The following is an 18,779-nucleotide window of genomic DNA, read 5'->3' as shown; positions in this document are numbered from 1 at the left end:
CATCATATGAGGACAAGGGCAAGAATATGAATGCTAAGCCATGTTTTCATCTTTGCTTTACATATTTAAACGTTAAAAAAAGAGCCAGAAATTCACATTCTGTCTCTTCATTCAATCTATCCATTTATAACCTGTCGCTTCGGTATCCTAGGATTGAGCCGGAGCTTCAGCAGTCAAAACTGCTTTACGGGACAAGTTGATTCGACCTTGTGGGTCAATTTCCGTTACTTTTACCGTAATGGAATCACCAATAGCTACAACATCTTCCACTTTGGCAACACGTTCTGTAGACAGTTGTGAGATGTGTACCAGACCTTCTTTGTTCGGGAGAACTTCAACAAATGCACCGAATTTCTCAACACGTTTTACTTTACCGACATAAATCTCGCCGACCAGTACTTCACGTACGATTCCTTCGATGATCGATTTAGCTTTATCATTCATCTCCTGGTTGGAAGAAGCGATAAAGACACGTCCATCCTGTTCAATATCAATTTTAACACCGGTTTCTTCGATGATTTTATTGATAATTTTACCACCTGCACCGATAACATCACGGATTTTGTCCGGATTGATATGCATCGTTGTAATTTTAGGCGCATATTGTGATAACTGCTCACGTGGAGTTTTCAAAATTTCGTTCATTTTGCCCAAAATGTGCATACGACCTTCTTTGGCTTGCGCCAATGCATCAGACAAAATTTGACGATTAATACCAGCAATTTTGATGTCCATTTGGATTGCAGTTACACCTGCTGGTGTTCCTGCTACCTTGAAGTCCATGTCACCGAGGTGATCTTCCATACCCTGAATATCACTCAGAATGGATACATGATCTCCATCTTTGATCAGACCCATAGCTACACCCGCAACCGGAGCTTTGATTGGAACACCTGCATCCATCATAGCCAAAGTGCTGGCACAGATACTTGCCTGAGATGAAGAACCGTTGGATTCCAGAACTTCAGATACCAAACGAATCGTGTACGGGAAATCCGTTTCGGAAGGGATCACTTTGGAAAGAGCGCGCTCACCCAGAGCACCATGTCCGATTTCGCGACGACCTGGAGCACGCAATGGACGCGCTTCGCCTACGCTGAATGGTGGGAAGTTATAGTGATGCATGAATCGTTTCGTTTCTTCAAGACTGATTCCGTCCAAAATCTGAACATCACCCAGTGCACCAAGTGTACAAACGCTAAGTGCTTGCGTTTGACCGCGCGTAAACAGTCCTGTACCATGTGCACGTGGCAGCAGAGATGTATCACATTCAATTGGGCGAATTTCAGCAAGTCCACGTCCATCCGGACGAACTTTATCATGCGTGATCAAACGGCGCACTTCTTCTTTGACGATATCGTGCAGAACTTCCTTCACGTCTTTGAACAATTCCGGACTTTCAATATATTTCTCTTCAAAGTGAGCAACGGTTTCGTCATTCACTACATCGATTGCATCTTGACGAGCATGCTTCTCGGCGATTTTAACCGCTTCGACCAGACGAGCGCTGGCGAATTCACGCACACTGCTGTTAACTTCAGCATTAACGGTACGCAACTTAACAGCCATTTTTTCTTTTCCAGCAACTTGAACAAGTTGTTCGATTACAGCAATAATATTTTGGATCTCATCATGTCCAAACATGATTGCTTCGAGCATCACTTCTTCCGGCACTTCGTTTGCTTCGGCCTCAACCATCATGATGGCATTTTTGGTTCCTGCAACGACCAGTTCAATATCACTGACTTCAAGCTGTGCAATCGTTGGGTTAATGATGAACTCGCCATCAATACGTCCAACTTTCACGCCACCAATCGGTCCGCTGAATGGAACATCCGAAATGCTCAATGCTGCTGATGTACCAATCATTGCAGCGATTTGCGGTTCGCAATCCTGATCCACACTCATAACGATATTCAGAACTTGTACATCATTCCGGAAGCCTTCCGGGAACAAAGGACGAATTGGACGGTCTGTCAGACGGCTTGAAAGAATGGCTTTCTCACTCGGTCTGCCTTCACGTTTAATAAATCCTCCCGGGATTTTACCTACGGCGTACAATCTTTCTTCATAGTTCACCGTTAATGGGAAAAAGTCCAGATCTTTCGGCTCACTTGATGCTGTCACGGTACACAATACCACGGTATCCCCGTATGTTACCTTAACGGCAGCATTAGCCTGCTTGGCCAAACGCCCGGTCTCAAGCGTAAGCTTTCTTCCACCAAGCTGCATTTCAACACGCTGTTCCATGAAACCCCTCCTTTTATTCGTTCCTAATTCAATGGATTCTGCATATTCACAGTATTTCCTGCTTGTCCTGCATTCATTAGCTATGTATGAATCTTTCAACATGCTAACCTGCACAACAAAAGCTCCTCACGGAGCCCCATCTACAAATATATGGCAACATGTTCATCTACAAAACAACCCGGCTGTAAGTTCCGCTTGTCCTTTTAGACAAAAGAATGACGGATAACAGCCAGGTTGATTTTGAAAACATGTACGATAATTAACGACGCAATCCGAGTATTTCGATCAGTGCGCTGTAACGTTTAACATCTTTGTTTTTCACGTAAGCCAAAAGCTTACGACGTTGACCTACCATTTTCAAAAGTCCACGACGTGAGTGGTGGTCTTTCTTATGCGTACGCAAGTGGTTTGTCAAACTTGTGATGTTTTCCGTAAGGATAGCAACTTGCACCTCTGGAGATCCTGTATCGGACTCGTGAGTTTTGTGCTCGTCGATCAGTTGTTGTTTACGTTCTTGAGTCAATGCCATCCTGTTCACCTCCTTCAATATAATCGCCATTAGCCTCGTCACCGCCGGTGAGAGCAAGCAACCAAGCCAAGGTTAATGTTGTCTTAATCGACAACGTAGTACAGTATATCATAATTGCCTAGTTAAAGTAAATGTAAACATGCATTTAATCCTGAACCTTTAAGATAACAGGCGGCCGGCAGTTAATGCATCTTCACGAATCTGGCTAATCAATGCATCAATGGAGTCAAACTTTCGTTCTTGACGAATATAGTGAACGAGCTCAACCTTTAGTTCCTGGTCATACAAGTGTCCATCAAAATCAAGAAGGTGCACTTCAAACGTAGGTTTCATCCCGCTTTCGTGAAACGTAGGTTTCACACCAAGGTTCATTACGCCATGCAGTTCCTGCTCGCCATACTGCACACGAACAGCGTAAACTCCCTTCGACGGGGTAACGTAATGATCCGTGAGTTCAAGGTTGGCTGTAGGAAATCCAATCGTTCGTCCACGCTTCTCCCCGTGAATGACGGTTCCTCTGATGCTGTAAGGTCGGCCAAGCCACTGACTGGCCTCATCCATCTCCCCACGCTTCAACAGGCCACGAATGAGAGAACTGCTCACTTTTTGACCATTTAACAAGAAAGGAGGAACAGTTTCCACCGTCATCTCTCCTTCTCCCAAAGTACGAAGAAGTTGTTCATCCCCTGCACCCTTGTGACCAAAACGGAAGTCAAAACCCACCACCGCTGTTCGTGTCTGAAGAGGAATCAACAAGTCGTGTACGAATTGTTGCGGCGTCAACCGTGAGAAATCTTTATTGAACTCCACCACATAGAGTACATCAACGCCCATTCCTGCCAAGATGTCTTCTTTATCTCTCAAGGGAGTTAAATAACCCTCGTAATCCCCTTTGCGCATAACTTCCTTCGGATGTGGATGAAAGGTCATGACCGCTGCCTGCATGCCCGTTTCCCGCGCAATGCGGACAGCTGATAAAATGACACTTGCATGTCCGAGATGCAGTCCGTCGAATTGACCAATCGCAAGCACTTGGGGCAGTGTGCTCAGCTCAGTCGAATGTAACGTCTGCGGATAGGTTAGCATTACGGTTTTCACAATCATTCACCTGCATTTCACTAGATAGGCCAAGCTAGAGCATCACCACAACTCCAAGCCCGAAACCTCTTTATTCCGGCAAAAAGACTTTAACTGCCCTCACCGTTGGTTTTAGTTCATCCCGCTCAAATATCCCCAGAAACGTACCATCCTGAGCATACAACCGCAGCAAACCAGGTTGCTCCACAGGCGGTTCCAGAAGACGCGCAGACAGTTTCTGACCTTGCAGTGCTCCTTTGGTCTGTTCTTCTCCAACCTTGTGGGCTGGAATTGAAGCAATAGCCTCGTCAACAGGAATCAGCGCCTCCGCCAAAGTCCCGTCAGCCATGAGTTGTTCCACTTCTTCAATACGAAGACAACGATCCGCAGAGATACCTGCCGATATCGTACGCTCCAGTTGAACCATGGTTGATGGATATCCGAGTTCCCGGCCAATGTCTACACACAATGTCCGAATATAAGTACCTTTTGAACATAAGGCCCGGAAGGATATATCGGTGGTCTCACCCTGAGTCTCAATCCCAGTAAGTTCGAGCTCATAGATTGTGACCTCACGACTCTTACGCTCTACCGTCTTACCTTCACGAGCAAGCTCATAAAGACGTTTGCCGTCTACCTTTACCGCAGAATACATGGGTGGTACTTGAGAGATCGTGCCCAGAAACTGCTCTAGCACCTGTTGAACCTGTTCCTGTGTTACTTCGACAGTCGTTTCAGCCCGCTCAATGACTTCCCCTGTCATATCCTCTGTGTCAGTAGAGAGTCCCAATCTGAGCGTAGTCAGATATTCCTTCGGAAGCTCCTGCATGTACTCCACCACACGTGTCGCCCGTCCAAGACAGAGAGGCAGAACGCCTGTAACTTGTGGGTCAAGTGTGCCCGTATGCCCAATGCGCTTCATTTTGAGAATGCGACGCATTTTGGCTACAACATCATGAGAAGTAAATCCCGCCGGTTTATATACCGGAAGTACACCTTCAAATGGCTTTACCATTGTGAGTTCACCTGCTTCAGTACTTTTGCGACAATATCATCAAGTCTGCCTTCCAGACGACATCCGGCTGCGAGCACATGCCCGCCTCCGCCAAAGGTCTGGGCTAGTGCAGCAACATCAATCTTGCCAGCTGAACGCAAAGAAACCTTGACCGCATTCTCGTTGATGACTTTGAAAAAGATACCAACTTCCACGCCCTGAATGTTGCGCGGATAGTTCACTACCCCTTCAAGATCTTCATTTGCTGCTCCACAAGCCACCATATCATCTGGTGTAATAACAACCCAGGCTATCTTTCCATCATCTGTCATCTGCAGGCTTGATAGTGCCTGATTCAAAATCCGAACTTGCGGAAGAGTCACCTGTTCCAACAAGGTCTGGGCGAGATAGGGTCCATCCACGCCATGTTCAAGCAGTCTGGAGGCCGTTGTCATTACATTTGGGCTGGTGTTGGCATAACGGAATCCACCTGTATCGGTAAGCAATCCTGTATAAACTGCCGTCGCAACATCTTTATCCCATGTTACTTGGAACAGGTTAAGAAAATCGAACAAGATTTCAGCCGTTGCAGCAGCATCAGACTTAATGATGTTGACTGTACCATAACCGTCATTTGTAGGGTGATGATCAATATTCAAGATAACAGCATCATCTTCGAAATAATGACGTGTCAAACCTACTCTGGCAAAGTCTGCACAATCCACACAGATAACAGCTTTATATTTTCGCTGCGGTGGTTGTTCGGTCATGTTCACAATGTTGCCTGCTTCCCACAAAAATTGCATGCGCCCGGGGATTTCACCTTCATTAATCATCGTGAATGTCTTACCCAGACATGACAGCAGCCAGCCCACCGTTACCGTCGAGCTGACTGCGTCACCGTCCGGCTGTACATGCGACACGACCAGGTAATCATCATGCTCCAGCAGAAATTGCTTTCCGGCCTGGAGCGCCTGTTCATAAGTGTGCATTGCCGTCTCCTCTATTCTGTTACTGGGATTCGTTCTTGTCGGAACCAATATCGCCAAGCAGCTTCTCAATTCGGCTGCCATAAGCGATGGATTCGTCAATCTTAAATATCAACTCGGGAACATGCCGGAACCGGATACGTTTGCCCAGCTCGGAACGCAAAAATCCATTTGCTTTTGCCAGAGCTTTGAGCGTGTTATCTTTTTGTTCCTGTTCACCGAAGACACTCAGATAAACTTTGGCTTGCGACAAGTCTCCTGTCACTTCGACTCCCGTTACCGTAATAAAGCCGATACGTGGATCTTTCAGTTCAGACTGGATGAGCAGACTTATTTCTTTCTTGATCTGTTCGCCCACTCTACCTGTACGAATCTTAGCCATCGTTGTTCACCTCATGCTTCCTTGCTTATCGTTGTACTGTCTCCATAATGAAAGCTTCGATAACGTCGCCTTCTTTGAGATCATTATATTTATCAAGTGTGATACCGCACTCGTAACCTTGTGCTACTTCTTTGGCATCATCTTTATAACGTTTCAGGGAATCCAGCTTACCTTCATAAAGGACAATGCCATCACGAATCAGGCGTGCTTCCGCAGAACGCGTAATTTTACCCGAGGTAACCATACAACCAGCGATGGTACCCACTTTACTGATGGAGAACGTGCTCCGAACTTCAGCATGACCGATAACTTTTTCTTTGTAGATCGGATCAAGCATACCTTTCATCGCTTGTTCAATTTCTTCGATAACACTGTAGATCACGCGATGCAGACGAATGTCTACTTGCTCTTGATCTGCAGTTGATTTCGCCTGGTTATCAGGACGAACGTTGAAACCGATCACGATAGCATTGGATGCTGCAGCTAAAATGATGTCGGATTCTGTGATTGCACCAGCGCCGCTATGAATAATTTTCACGCGTACACCTTCAACTTCGATCTTCGCAAGGGAACCTTTCAATGCTTCAACCGAACCTTGTACATCACCTTTGATGATTACGTTCAGATCTTTGATCTCGCCATCTTTAATGTGCTGGAACAGATCATCCAACGTCACACGAGTATGCGTACCCAGATCGGATTCACGTTGCGTGATCGAACGTTTGTCAGCGATGGAACGCGCTTTGCGCTCATCTTCAAACACCATGAATGGATCTCCCGCACCTGGAACTTCAGTCAGACCTGTGATTTCTACAGGTGTTGAAGGTCCAGCTTCTTTCAATTTGCGACCTTTGTCATTGACCATCGCACGAACACGACCGAAGCAGTTACCTGCAACGAAAGCATCGCCGACTTTCAATGTACCGTGCTGTACGAGGATACGTGCAACTGGGCCACGTCCTTTATCCAACTCGGCTTCAATCACTGTACCACGGGCACGTTTGTCCGGGTTCGCTTTGTATTCGTTCACTTCTGCAACGAGCAGAATCATTTCAAGCAGACCTTCCAGACCCATTCTTTGTTTCGCTGACACGTTAACAAAGATGGTATCTCCGCCCCACTCTTCCGGAACGAGTTCATAGCTGGTTAATTCTTGTTTCACTTTGTCTGGATCAGCGCCCGGCTTGTCAATTTTGTTGACAGCCACGATGATTGGTAGCCCAGCAGCTTTGGCATGGTTAATCGCCTCAATGGTCTGTGGCATAACACCGTCATCCGCAGCTACGACAATAATCGTCATATCCGTAACTTGTGCGCCACGTGCACGCATCGCTGTAAACGCTTCGTGACCCGGAGTATCCAGGAACGTGATTTTTTTGTTGTTAATTTCAACTTGATATGCACCGATATGTTGCGTGATTCCGCCAGCTTCGCCATCGGATACATTCGTGGAACGAATCGCATCCAGCAAAGTTGTTTTACCATGGTCAACGTGACCCATGATCGTAACTACTGGTGGACGAGCCTGCAAGTCAGCAGCATCATCATTCTCTTCCAGTGTTTCGAAACGGTCATCTTCAAGCACAATCTTCACTTCAACCTCAACACCGAATTCACCTGAAAGCAGAAGGATCGTTTCGATATCAAGCTCTTGGTTGATTGTTGCCATAACGCCCATAGCGATGAGCTTTTTGATAACTTCGGAAGCATCCTTATGGAGCAACTTCGCTGTTTCACCAACGGTCATATCACCACGAACGATGATTTTCTTAGGTGTGTTATCAATTTTCTCACGTTGTTGGTACTGTTGTTGATTTCTGTTGCGGTTGTTCTTGCCACCACGGTTACCACGGAAGTTGCCGCCACGGTTGTCATCATAACGACGTCCACCGCCACCGCTGTTCGAACGGTTACCACTATTGTTGTTGCTGCCAGTAGTGCCACCTGGGCCGCTTCTACGTTGGCCTTGTCCTTGGCTCTGACCTTGGCCACCGCTACGGTTGCCGCCAGTACCAGTGTTGCCACCAGTATTAGGTCCTGAAGGTCTTGCTTGACCGCCACCAGTGCTGTTTGGACGTTGTCCCGTACTTTGCGGACGGGATGCAGTACTGCTTTGTCCACCTTGAGCTGGTCTTGGGCGGTTACTTGATTGTCCCCCTTGGCTTGAGCCTTGGGAAGAGTTCGTTCTGTTGCGGCTATCTTGGCCGCTGGGTCTTTGGGTGCCATTGTTATTGTTGGAATTTGGTCTATTGTTCATACCTACCTGCTTTTCCTGTTGTATTTTTGTTTGTACGGGACTACCGGATGGGTTACTGCTCTTCGGCGTGTTCACTCCGCCGGCCGGCTTGTTGCTGTCCACTGGTTTGTCACTGCGCACTGCCGAAGTAGCAACTGGTTTTGCATCGTTGCCTTGTTTGGAAGCAGCAGTAGATTTTATATCTTTAAAAAATTGTTCCACCTTACCGACTGAACCATTCTCCATGACACTCATATGATTGTTTACGGGAATTTCCAGCTTTTTAAGAATGGTTATAATTTCTTTACTACTCATATTAAGGGACTTCGCATATTCATAAACTCGCAATTTATCCTTGTTTTCCTGTTTACTCAATATACTCCACCTCCGACATTATACCGACTTGCTTGGAGATCATTTTTGCAAACCCTCGATCCGTTACTGCAAGAACAACACGCGTGTCTTTTCCGATACTTGAACCCAGGCTATCCCGGTCAAATCCGATCAACAGAGGAACCTTATAAGTTCCGCATTTATCGCGAAATTTCTTTTGTGTATTGGCTGAGGCGTCACCCGCAACAATAACCATTTTAGCTTCGGAAGAACGGATCGCTTTAAGTACAATTTCTTCACCTGTTACAAGTTTACCTGCACGCATAGAGAGTCCCAAATAAGACAGCGTTTTAATATTAGTCATGTTCACGCTCCTGTGCTGCTTTGAATTCATCCTCAACTGCGATGAAGTCAGCTGCTAATTGCTGGTAAATTTCAGGTGAGACTTTGCCTTTTAACGCCCGATCCAAGGCCCGGTTTTTGAGTGCGAGCTTAAAACAGGACTCTTTGCCGCATAAATAGGCACCACGTCCGGATTTTTTGCCAGTCAAATCGATCAGCACTTCATCCTCTGGCGTTTTAACAATGCGAATCAGCTGCTTTTTGGGCATCATTTCTTGGCATGCCACACATTTGCGCAGCGGCACTTTTTTTGGTTTCATACGTCAGCGCCCCCCGTACTTTACTTTAGTCGACGGAGACGGAATCCTGATGCATTTCAGAAGAAGAATCTTTTTCTCTGCCGAATTCCTGTTCCGCCTGGCTCTCGCTCTTAATGTCGATTTTCCAGCCGGTTAATTTGGCTGCTAATCTGGCATTTTGGCCTTTGATACCAATTGCGAGCGACAGTTGATAGTCCGGAACGATAACCCGAGCCATCTTTTCTTCCTCAAATACATGAACTTCCAATACTTTGGAAGGACTCAGTGCATTAGCAACATATTCGTCTACCTGATCGGAGAAACGAACGATGTCGATTTTTTCACCGCGCAGCTCACCCACAATGGTCTGCACGCGCATTCCCCTAGGACCTACACAAGATCCAACTGGATCAACTTCCTCGTTGCGGGAGTGAACGGCAATCTTGGAGCGGAACCCTGCTTCGCGAGCGACGGAGCGAATTTCAACTACACCGTCAAAGATCTCAGGCACTTCCAGTTCAAAGAGACGTTTCAAGAGGCCCGGATGGGTACGGGACAAAATGATTTGCGGCCCTTTCGTCGTATTCTCGACCTTGGTGATATACGCCTTAATACGGTCACCATGAACAAACTTCTCGTTCGGCATCAATTCGGTCAGCGGTAAAGCCGCTTCGATTTTGCCCAGATCGATGTAGATATTGCGCAAATCCTGACGCTGCACCACTCCCGTAACGATATCTTCTTCCTTATCTACGAAAGCGTTGTAGATCAGGCCGCGTTCGGCTTCACGAATCCGCTGGGTCACTACCTGTTTGGCAGTTTGTGCCGCGATACGTCCGAAATCACGCGGCGTAACTTCAATCTCCGCAATATCTTCCAGCTGGAAGTGTGGGTTGATTTCTCGTGCAGCAGGCAATGAAATTTCGGTACGTGAATCTAGGACTTCTTCCACGATCAATTTACGGGCATACACCCGAATAACTCCCGTATTACGGTTCATGTCAACACGCACATTCTGGGCCGTGTTGAAATTCCGCTTGTAGCTGGAAATTAGTGCAGCCTCGATCGCTTCAAATAGCACATCCTTGCTGATCCCTTTTTCCCGTTCCAATTCATTCATTGCTTCAATAAAATCCATACTCATGAATGTTGATCCCCCTTTCAAACATGGCATCTCATACGTAAAACGGCGAAAGGCTCTGAACTCATGAGCACCTTGCCGTTATCGTGAGATGTGTCTTTTTCATTAATAAAGTGAACAAGGCACTTAAAACAAAATAGCTAGGCGCGCACTGGCAACCTTATCATAAGAAATGGCATGCTGTTTTTTGCCTGCTTCGATCACGAGTTCCTCGTCATCAAAGGAAAGCAGCTTGCCTTCAAATTCCTTCAATCCGTTCACCGGCTCGTAGGTTGTAACAAAAACATTTTTGCCTACAGCTTTGGTAACGTCCTCAGGTTTTTTCAGTGGACGCTCCGCACCGGGAGAAGACACTTCAAGGAAATAGATGGTTGGAATCGGATCGTTCTCATCCAGCTTGGCGCTCAGCTTTTCGCTGATCAAGACGCAATCGTCGATGTCGATGCCACCCTCTTTGTCGACATACACCCGTAAAAACCAGTTGCTGCCTTCTTTGACGTATTCGATGTCAACCAGCTCGAAGCCTTGTTCGTTCAAGTAGGGTTGGATCATTTCTTCCACGGTAGATTTAATGTTCGTTGTGCTCAAAACCAATAACCTCCAACTTAGGTTACACCAGCAAAAAAGCACTGGCAGATTATTCAATACCCAAGATTCTTGTATACCAAAGACTAAAGAGTGGGTTTCCCCACTCTTTAGAAATTCGTACTATCTCGTTCACTTCAAAAATTATAACATAGTCTGGTAATAGTGACAAGTAAGCGATGGTTCAGGCAGTTTACTTACTAATGAAGGAAAAATTACGTTCCCCCAGCAATCGCGATGTTTAGATCCAAATTCAATCCTAGAAAAGAGAAAGCTGATTGCTCTCTGGCAAGCCACGGAAACATCCCATATTGGACAGGAGTTCAACAATGGTCTTACTTGCTTTCGACTTCTGCTGGAAGTCCTCAACCGATAGAAACTCACCATGATCTCTTGCTGCAGCAATGTTGCGAGCAGCATTATCCCCGATTCCTGCCAACGCCGAAAATGGAGGGATTAGTGATTTTCCGTCAACGATGAACTTTGTCGCTTCCGAACGGTATAAGTCAATGGATTTCAGCGAGAATCCGCGTGCTGCCATTTCCAGACCCATTTCCAGAACAGGTAACATGTTTTTCTCTTTTGGAGGAGCTTGGAAACCTAATTGCTCAATTTCCGTAATTTTGCGATAGATCGCGTCATATCCCTGGCACATCAGTTCGATATCAATCTCATCCGCCCGAACGGTAAAGTAAGTTGCGTAATATTCAATCGGATGATACAGCTTGAAGAACGCCGTACGTACTGCCGAAATAACATAAGCGGCCGCGTGTGCCTTCGGGAACATGTACTGGATTTTGAGACACGAATCAATGTACCATTGAGGCACTTTACAATTCTTCATCTCGTCAATCCATTCCTGCGGCAGGCCCCGTCCCTTACGAACACTCTCGGTAATCTTAAATGCCAGACTTGCATCCATTCCCGTTTTATAGATCAGGAATAACATGATATCATCCCGACACCCAATTACCGTCTTAATGTTACACGTTCCGTTCTTAATCAGATCCTGAGCGTTTCCAAGCCATACCCCTGTACCATGGGACAATCCGGAAATCTGCAGCAAATCGGCAAAAGACGTCGGCTGGGATTCAACAAGCATCTGACGTACAAATTTCGTTCCCATCTCCGGCACGCCAAACGTCGCGACTGGCGACCTAATCTGTTCCGGTGTAACACCCAAAGCTTCGGTTGAGTTAAACATGCTCATGACTTTCGGATCATTCATCGGAATGGTCGTTGGATCGACCCCTGTCAAATCCTGCAACATCCGCATCATAGTTGGATCATCGTGCCCCAGAATATCAAGTTTCAGCAAGTTTTCTTCAAAAGCATGATAATCAAAGTGTGTCGTTTTCCACTCCGCATTAACGTCGTCAGCCGGAAACTGAACAGGTGTAACGTCTTCGACCTCGATATAATCAGGTACTACGACAATACCACCGGGATGCTGACCAGTACTCCGTTTCACCCCAGTACAGCCAGAGGCCAAACGATTCAATTCAGCTCCACGCCATTTCTTCTGATGATGTTCCTCGTACTTCTTAGCAAAACCAAATGCTGTTTTCTCAGCCACCGTACCGATGGTCCCCGCACGGAAAACACTTTTCTCGCTGAATAGCACTTTCGTGTAGTTATGTGCGTGAGGCTGATAATCACCAGAGAAGTTCAAGTCAATATCGGGAACTTTATCTCCTTTAAACCCAAGGAAGGTCTCAAACGGAATATCCTGGCCTTCTCCTTTAAGTGTGCCACCACAATCCGGACACTCTTTCTCTGGAAGGTCAAATCCACTCCGAACACTGCCGTCCAGGAACCACTCGCTGTGTTTGCATTCTGAATTCACACAAATATAATGAGCAGGTAGTGGATTAACCTCGGATATACCCAGGAATGTAGCAACAACAGAGGAGCCAACCGATCCCCGCGAACCTACGAGGTAACCATCCTGATTCGATTTTTTAACCAAGCGTTCCGAGATCAGATAGTTGGCAGAAAAACCATATTTAATAATTGGAATGAGCTCTTTCTCTAGTCGTGCAACGATTACTTCTGGTAATTCCTCGCCATAGATGGACTTGGCAGTTTCATAACAGGTATTACGGATTTCTTCGTCCGCACCTTCCAGAATTGGAGTAAACAGTTTGTCCGGGAATAACTTAATTTCCTCAAATCGATCAGATAACTCTACCGTATTTGTAACAACGACTTCGTAAGCTTTATCTTGGCCCAGGAACTGGAACTCTTCCAGCATTTCCTCTGTCGTTCTAAAATGTGCATCCGGTTTACGTTGATCTTTCAGTGGACTAAAACCTGTAATTCCGTGAATGGTGATATCCCGATATAACTTGTCACGCGGTTCCAAATAGTGCACGTTACCTGTGGCTATGACCGGTTTATTAAGTTTTGCACCTATATCGATGACTTTACGGATCGCTGTTTTGATTTCTTCGGGTGTAGCCACCAACCCTTTATCCACCAAATGCATATACATGGTAAGTGGTTGGATCTCCAGAATGTCATAGAACTCAGCGATCTCTTCCGCTTCTTCGAGCGATTTGTTAAGCACCGCTTCGAAAAACTCCCCTTTTTCACAGCCCGATATAATAACAAGGCCTTCACGCAAATTAATCAGTTTTGATTTGGGAATGCACGGTACCCGCTTGAAATGTTCCGTATGAGAGAGAGATACCAGCTTGTATAGATTTTTCTTACCGACATCATTCAATGCATAGATTCCACAATGGAAAGGTCTTGTATTCGACAAGTCGACACCTACATAATCGTTCAAGCGATCAAGCCTAGTTAACCCTTTCATCTGGGCAGCATCATTTAATAATCCGATCAGTATGCCCGCGAGTGCAACCGTATCATCAATGGCACGGTGATGACTTTCGAGTCCAACTTTATATTTATCCGCCATCGTATTCAGACGGTGATTCTTATTTTTTGGAAATAACAATCTCGCCAGTTCCAATGTGTCAAGGACCGGGTTAGGAAGCTCTGGCAATCCAATTTGCTTCAGGGAAGCCTGGATAAAGCCCATGTCAAAACGTGCATTATGCGCAACAAGCACACCATCACCAGCAAACTGCACAAACTCACGAATAACAGGCTCCAGCTCAGGTGCGTCTTTTACCATGTCATCATTAATATTGGTCAATTGCTGAATGTTGTAGGGAATGCGTTCATGCGGATTTACAAACGTTGCAAACCGGTCGATTTCTTTACCATCTTGCATCTTCACGGCTGCAATCTCAATAATTTTGTTCTGTGTTACCGACAAACCTGTGGTCTCGATATCAAATACGATGTATGTTGCTGTTTGGAGATCCAATGGCTGAGGAGCCATTACAACTGCAACAGAGTCATTCACGACATTGGCCTCAAGGCCGTAGATCATTTTAATCCCGTTTTTCTTAGCAGCCTTGGAAGCCTCGGGATAGACCTGCACCCCACCATGATCACTGACAGCAATCGCCTTATGTCCCCACTCTGCTGCCATTTTCACGTATTTGTCGATTGAAGTTACAGCATCCATCGTACTCATCGTAGAGTGCAAATGGAACTCCACCCGCTTCTCTGGTGCATTATCTTTACGAGACGGCGGTGCTTTAACTTCAATCAAATCCGAAGGAATCATAGCGAGTTCAGGAATTTGCATAAACCGGTCATATTCTACACGACCACGCACTTTTACCCATTTACCATTAGCCAGCAAACTGAGAATTTTTACATCCTCTTTTGTTTTGGCAAACATCTTCATTTGCATGGAGTCCGTGAAGTCGGTCAGGTAGAAGGTAAACAACGTATTTCCGTTTCGCAATTCTTTACGATCCAGTCCAAATACCGTACCTTGAAGCGTGACCTTTTTCTCTTCATCCTGGATTTCCTGCATGGGTACTGCTGGCTCCTTGATGTCATAACCCATTTGCAAACGCAGATCACCCTGCTCCTCATCCACCGGGATTTCTGTGTCCACTTCACTCATCATCTTCTCGATGACCTCAAGTTCTTCTACACGTTTTTGGGCCTGGAACTGTTCCATGGCCTCTTTATTACTTCCCACTTCACCCACTTGCATCTTGATGCGAAGAGGTAGATGAAAGTAATTTTCATAGAATTTCGTAATAGCCTGATCAATCTGTTTCTTACGAGCCAATTCCATCGACGTTGCATCACTCATTGTCAGTTGTAGAAGATCCTCTTCACATTCAAAGGTTGTCCGGTTCATCCAACCATTTACAGATGGAATCTCACGGGTAACCCACTCCAGAAACAGATTCCAATATTCACTGACGATATCACCATTTTGTACTTGGTCCGTGTATTTGAAGCCAAATGAAATTTTGGCGATATGATTCATTTTCTCTTGGATATGCAGGCAAAATGTGCGATAGATTGGAGCGGGTACCAACGTATCCTTTGCAATCAGAATATTCCATTCCCGATTACTTCGATTGGTCTCTACTTGTTCAATCCATCCATCCAAAAAATAGGGCTCTAACAGACCAGCCGGAAGCTCTGCCTGTTTCATCAACAACTCAAACCGTTTTCTTTTCTCCTCGAATCCGCTCATCGTGTTCCTCCTTGTACCCCCTTAAAGCATGAAAAGCCCCTGCATTCAAAAATGTCACCGATCCGAACTCGCACCGACTCATTTTATCCGACAGAAGCTCTCCATTCATTACTTAAACGGTGAATAAGTGCTTTTCGTCAAGTGATCCTGACTTAGTATGCTCTTGCAAACACAACCGTGTGTTCTGCCTGTTCACCACAAGCCAGGCACGTATGCTTTTCTTCCGCAGGCTTGAACGGAATGTTCCGGCTTGTTGCACCTGTGACTTCTCTTACTTTATCTTCGCAAGCTTCTGAACCGCACCATCCAGCCAGTGTAAACCCGCGTTTATTTTCCATCAGTTCTTTCATCGCATCGAGTGTATCCACGGAGTAGAAGTTATCCGACATAAATGTGCGAGCACGCTCTAACATATCTGCCTGAATCTGTGTCAGCATAGCCTGGATCTCTTCTACCAGGTTCGCTTGTTCTACCACTTTCTTCTCACCTGTGATCCGTGATACGAGTACACAAACGCCATTTTCCATATCACGTGGACCAATCTCCAGACGAATCGGAACACCGCGCATCTCGTATTCATTGAACTTCCAACCTGGGCGAACATCGCTGCGGTCATCCATTTTCACACGAACTCCAGCTTTTTTCAACTCAGTGAACAACTCATCTGCACGCCCAACAACAGCATCACGCGTTTTCGGAGGCCCAATTGGAATCATGACCACTTGTGTTGGTGCCACTTTAGGAGGAAGTACGAGACCACGGTCATCTCCGTGAACCATAATTAATGCACCGATCAAACGAGTGCTTACTCCCCATGAAGTAGTGTAAGCCAGCTCCAGCACATTATTGCGGCTAAGATACTGGATTTCAAATGCTTTTGCAAAGTTCGTCCCCATATAGTGAGATGTACCTGCTTGTACAGCACGCCCATCCTTCATCATGGCTTCGATCGAGTACGTATCCACCGCACCCGCAAACTTCTCGGATTTGGTTTTCTGACCAACAATTACAGGAATAGCCAAGTATTCCTCAACCACTTCACGATAAATCTCAAGCATTTTCATCGTTTCTTCACGTGCTTCTTCTTCCGTCTCATGCGCTGTATGACCTTCCTGCCACAGGAACTCACTTGTGCGAAGGAACGGCAACGTTCTTTTTTCCCAACGAACTACGTTAGCCCACTGGTTGATCAGTACCGGCAGATCCCGATAAGACTGAATCCACTTGGAATACATGTGACCGATAATCGTTTCGGATGTAGGACGGATTGCCAGACGTTCTTCCAACTTCTCTCCGCCAGCTTCAGTAACCCATGGTAATTCAGGGTTAAAACCTTCCACGTGCTCTTTTTCCTTTTGAAAGAAGCTCTCAGGAATGAACATCGGGAAGTACGCATTGCGATGGCCCGTTTCCCGGAAACGACGATCCAACTCATCCTTAATATGTTCCCAGATTTCAAAGCCGTCTGGTTTGAACACAATACAACCGCGTACGGGTGCATAGTCCATGAGATCAGCTTTTTTGATAACATCAATGTACCAGCGTGAGAAATCCTCACCCTGTGGTGTGATTTCAGTCACGAACTGTTTATCATTTTCCTTTGACATAAGACTCCAGCGTCCTCCCATAACGACTATCTCTGAATGTCCAGAGCGTAGTCCAACCGTAATTATCCGTTAATTAAACGTAATATATCATTGTAAGTTACTGCCAGCATCAACACAAACAACATCGCAAATCCGATGAAATGCACCATGCCTTCGCGATTGGGATCAACAGGTCTGCCGCGCAGCGCTTCAATTCCCAAAAATACCAGACGGCTGCCGTCCAGTGCAGGTATTGGTAGCAAGTTAAATATCCCAAGATACAGACTCAAAATTGCTGCCCATCTCGTTAATTGTTCAATCCCTTGTTTAGCAATTTGCCCTGTCACTTCAAATGTACGAACTGGGCCACCAATATCATCCATGTTGAATTGATTGATCAGATGTTTAAAACCTTCAAATATTATTCTGGTTGTATCAACCATGGCCACGCCTGAGACTTTAAATGTCTCTACAAATCCAACAGATCGGGTTGGTAACGTAGGTACGATCCCCACTTTACCGCCCTCTTGTCCTTCTACAGCACGTGGAGTAATCGTTATATTAAACGTATCCGAACCCCGGCGCAGCGTCCATTCCATCGGCTTGTCTTTGGAATCGGCAATCATCGACACCATTTTTTGAGAATCCGTACCAATTGCAGTACCATTGATGGTTTCGATAATATCGCCCTTTTGCAGGTTCGCCTGATCGGCTGCCCCACCTTCAAGCACCTCACCAATTTGAAGATTTTTTGGATTTTCCACCGGAACTCCTGCCATCTGCGCATATACAGCAAACAGCACAAAGGCCAAGATAAAGTTCATGAGTGGGCCCGCAAAAATAGCCAATGCACGCTGTCCAACAGTTTTGCTGCCGAATTGACGATCTTTCGGTGCAATCTGCGTTTGTTTACCACGACTTACCAACATTGCTTGAGGATGAATACGATACTCCTGAATCTCTCCATCTACATCGAGTTGAAGCTTCAGCGCTCTCTCCATATCAATGGAGATGACTTCACCACGTATTACATTTTTACGGTTATCCAGCTGGTCCAGATAGATCATCTTCACCTGGTCATCCACTGATCTTACCGCAATGGTCTGTCCTTCCTGGATCTCTACCAGTTCCGGATCTTCCCCTGCCATTCGTGCATATCCACCAAAAGGCAACAAACGCAATGTAAACTGGGTCTCGTTTCTTTTATATGAGAACAATTTTGGACCAAAACCGATCGCAAACTCCCGTACAAGAATACCGGCGCGTTTGGCAAAATAATAATGCCCCCATTCATGAACCGTCACGATGACAAAGAACATGAGCACCGTTAGAAATACCACTTGTATGGTTTCCAATCCCTATCCATCCTCCTTCACGGCACATACCGCAGTCTGTCCCTCTAGATTATCATTATTCTCTGATGCCGCACAAGAGAATCACTTCTTCCAATTTGTTAT

The 18,779-nt window shown here is 45.9% G+C and carries 14 protein-coding genes; all 14 read right to left on the bottom strand.

Annotated elements, in window-relative coordinates:
* Positions 1 to 147: 147 nt before the first annotated feature.
* The 14 genes from pnp to rseP all read right to left on the bottom strand — a co-directional run bounded on the left by pnp (position 148) and on the right by rseP (position 18,677).
* Positions 148 to 2,250, bottom strand: coding sequence for a polyribonucleotide nucleotidyltransferase (pnp, locus tag MKY92_RS11295; RefSeq protein ID WP_339300717.1), 2,103 nt, complete (start codon positions 2,248 to 2,250; stop codon positions 148 to 150).
* A 259-nt stretch (positions 2,251 to 2,509) separates the two neighbouring features.
* Positions 2,510 to 2,779, bottom strand: a complete 270-nt coding sequence (gene rpsO / locus MKY92_RS11290) for a 30S ribosomal protein S15 (protein WP_339300714.1) — start codon at positions 2,777 to 2,779, stop codon at positions 2,510 to 2,512.
* Positions 2,780 to 2,938: 159 nt separating this feature from the next.
* A complete protein-coding gene (locus tag MKY92_RS11285) occupies positions 2,939 to 3,865 on the bottom strand; it encodes a bifunctional riboflavin kinase/FAD synthetase (protein ID WP_339301762.1) in 927 nt (308 codons plus the stop codon).
* A gap of 82 nt (positions 3,866 to 3,947) precedes the next feature.
* The gene (gene truB, locus MKY92_RS11280) at positions 3,948 to 4,871 is read right to left on the bottom strand and encodes a tRNA pseudouridine(55) synthase TruB (protein ID WP_339300712.1); all 924 of its coding nucleotides are present in this window, start codon (positions 4,869 to 4,871) and stop codon (positions 3,948 to 3,950) included.
* On the bottom strand, positions 4,865 to 5,842 hold the full coding sequence (locus MKY92_RS11275; RefSeq protein WP_074094582.1) for a bifunctional oligoribonuclease/PAP phosphatase NrnA: 978 nt from the start codon (positions 5,840 to 5,842) through the stop codon (positions 4,865 to 4,867). The genes truB and MKY92_RS11275 overlap by 7 nt, the downstream gene beginning before the upstream one ends.
* A gap of 19 nt (positions 5,843 to 5,861) precedes the next feature.
* Positions 5,862 to 6,221, bottom strand: coding sequence for a 30S ribosome-binding factor RbfA (gene rbfA / locus MKY92_RS11270; RefSeq protein WP_017689140.1), 360 nt, complete (start codon positions 6,219 to 6,221; stop codon positions 5,862 to 5,864).
* 25 nt (positions 6,222 to 6,246) lie between these two features.
* Positions 6,247 to 8,832, bottom strand: a complete 2,586-nt coding sequence (gene infB, locus MKY92_RS11265) for a translation initiation factor IF-2 (RefSeq protein WP_339300709.1) — start codon at positions 8,830 to 8,832, stop codon at positions 6,247 to 6,249.
* Positions 8,825 to 9,154, bottom strand: coding sequence for a ribosomal L7Ae/L30e/S12e/Gadd45 family protein (locus tag MKY92_RS11260; protein WP_017689142.1), 330 nt, complete (start codon positions 9,152 to 9,154; stop codon positions 8,825 to 8,827). The genes infB and MKY92_RS11260 overlap by 8 nt, the downstream gene beginning before the upstream one ends.
* On the bottom strand, positions 9,147 to 9,452 hold the full coding sequence (locus MKY92_RS11255) for a YlxR family protein (RefSeq protein ID WP_339300708.1): 306 nt from the start codon (positions 9,450 to 9,452) through the stop codon (positions 9,147 to 9,149). The genes MKY92_RS11260 and MKY92_RS11255 overlap by 8 nt, the downstream gene beginning before the upstream one ends.
* Positions 9,453 to 9,477: 25 nt before the next feature.
* Positions 9,478 to 10,575 carry a transcription termination factor NusA gene (gene nusA / locus MKY92_RS11250; protein WP_047842500.1) on the bottom strand — a complete coding sequence of 366 codons (1,098 nt, stop codon included), beginning with the start codon at positions 10,573 to 10,575 and terminating at the stop codon, positions 9,478 to 9,480.
* A 123-nt stretch (positions 10,576 to 10,698) separates the two neighbouring features.
* Positions 10,699 to 11,160 (bottom strand): ribosome maturation factor RimP, encoded by a 462-nt coding sequence (gene rimP / locus MKY92_RS11245; RefSeq protein WP_047842499.1) that lies wholly within the window; start codon positions 11,158 to 11,160, stop codon positions 10,699 to 10,701.
* A 256-nt stretch (positions 11,161 to 11,416) separates the two neighbouring features.
* On the bottom strand, positions 11,417 to 15,736 hold the full coding sequence (locus tag MKY92_RS11240; RefSeq protein WP_339300706.1) for a PolC-type DNA polymerase III: 4,320 nt from the start codon (positions 15,734 to 15,736) through the stop codon (positions 11,417 to 11,419).
* A 152-nt stretch (positions 15,737 to 15,888) separates the two neighbouring features.
* Positions 15,889 to 17,343, bottom strand: a complete 1,455-nt coding sequence (gene proS, locus MKY92_RS11235; protein WP_339300705.1) for a proline--tRNA ligase — start codon at positions 17,341 to 17,343, stop codon at positions 15,889 to 15,891.
* Positions 17,344 to 17,405: 62 nt separating this feature from the next.
* Complete coding sequence (gene rseP, locus MKY92_RS11230) at positions 17,406 to 18,677, bottom strand: RIP metalloprotease RseP (RefSeq protein WP_339300703.1); 1,272 nt, start codon at positions 18,675 to 18,677, stop codon at positions 17,406 to 17,408.
* Positions 18,678 to 18,779 lie beyond the last annotated feature (102 nt).

The sequence above is a fragment of the Paenibacillus sp. FSL R5-0623 genome (genome assembly GCF_037974265.1).
Lineage (GTDB): Bacteria > Bacillota > Bacilli > Paenibacillales > Paenibacillaceae > Paenibacillus.
Note: the sequence above shows the minus strand (reverse complement) of the source record. Positions and strands in the feature narration are given on the sequence as shown.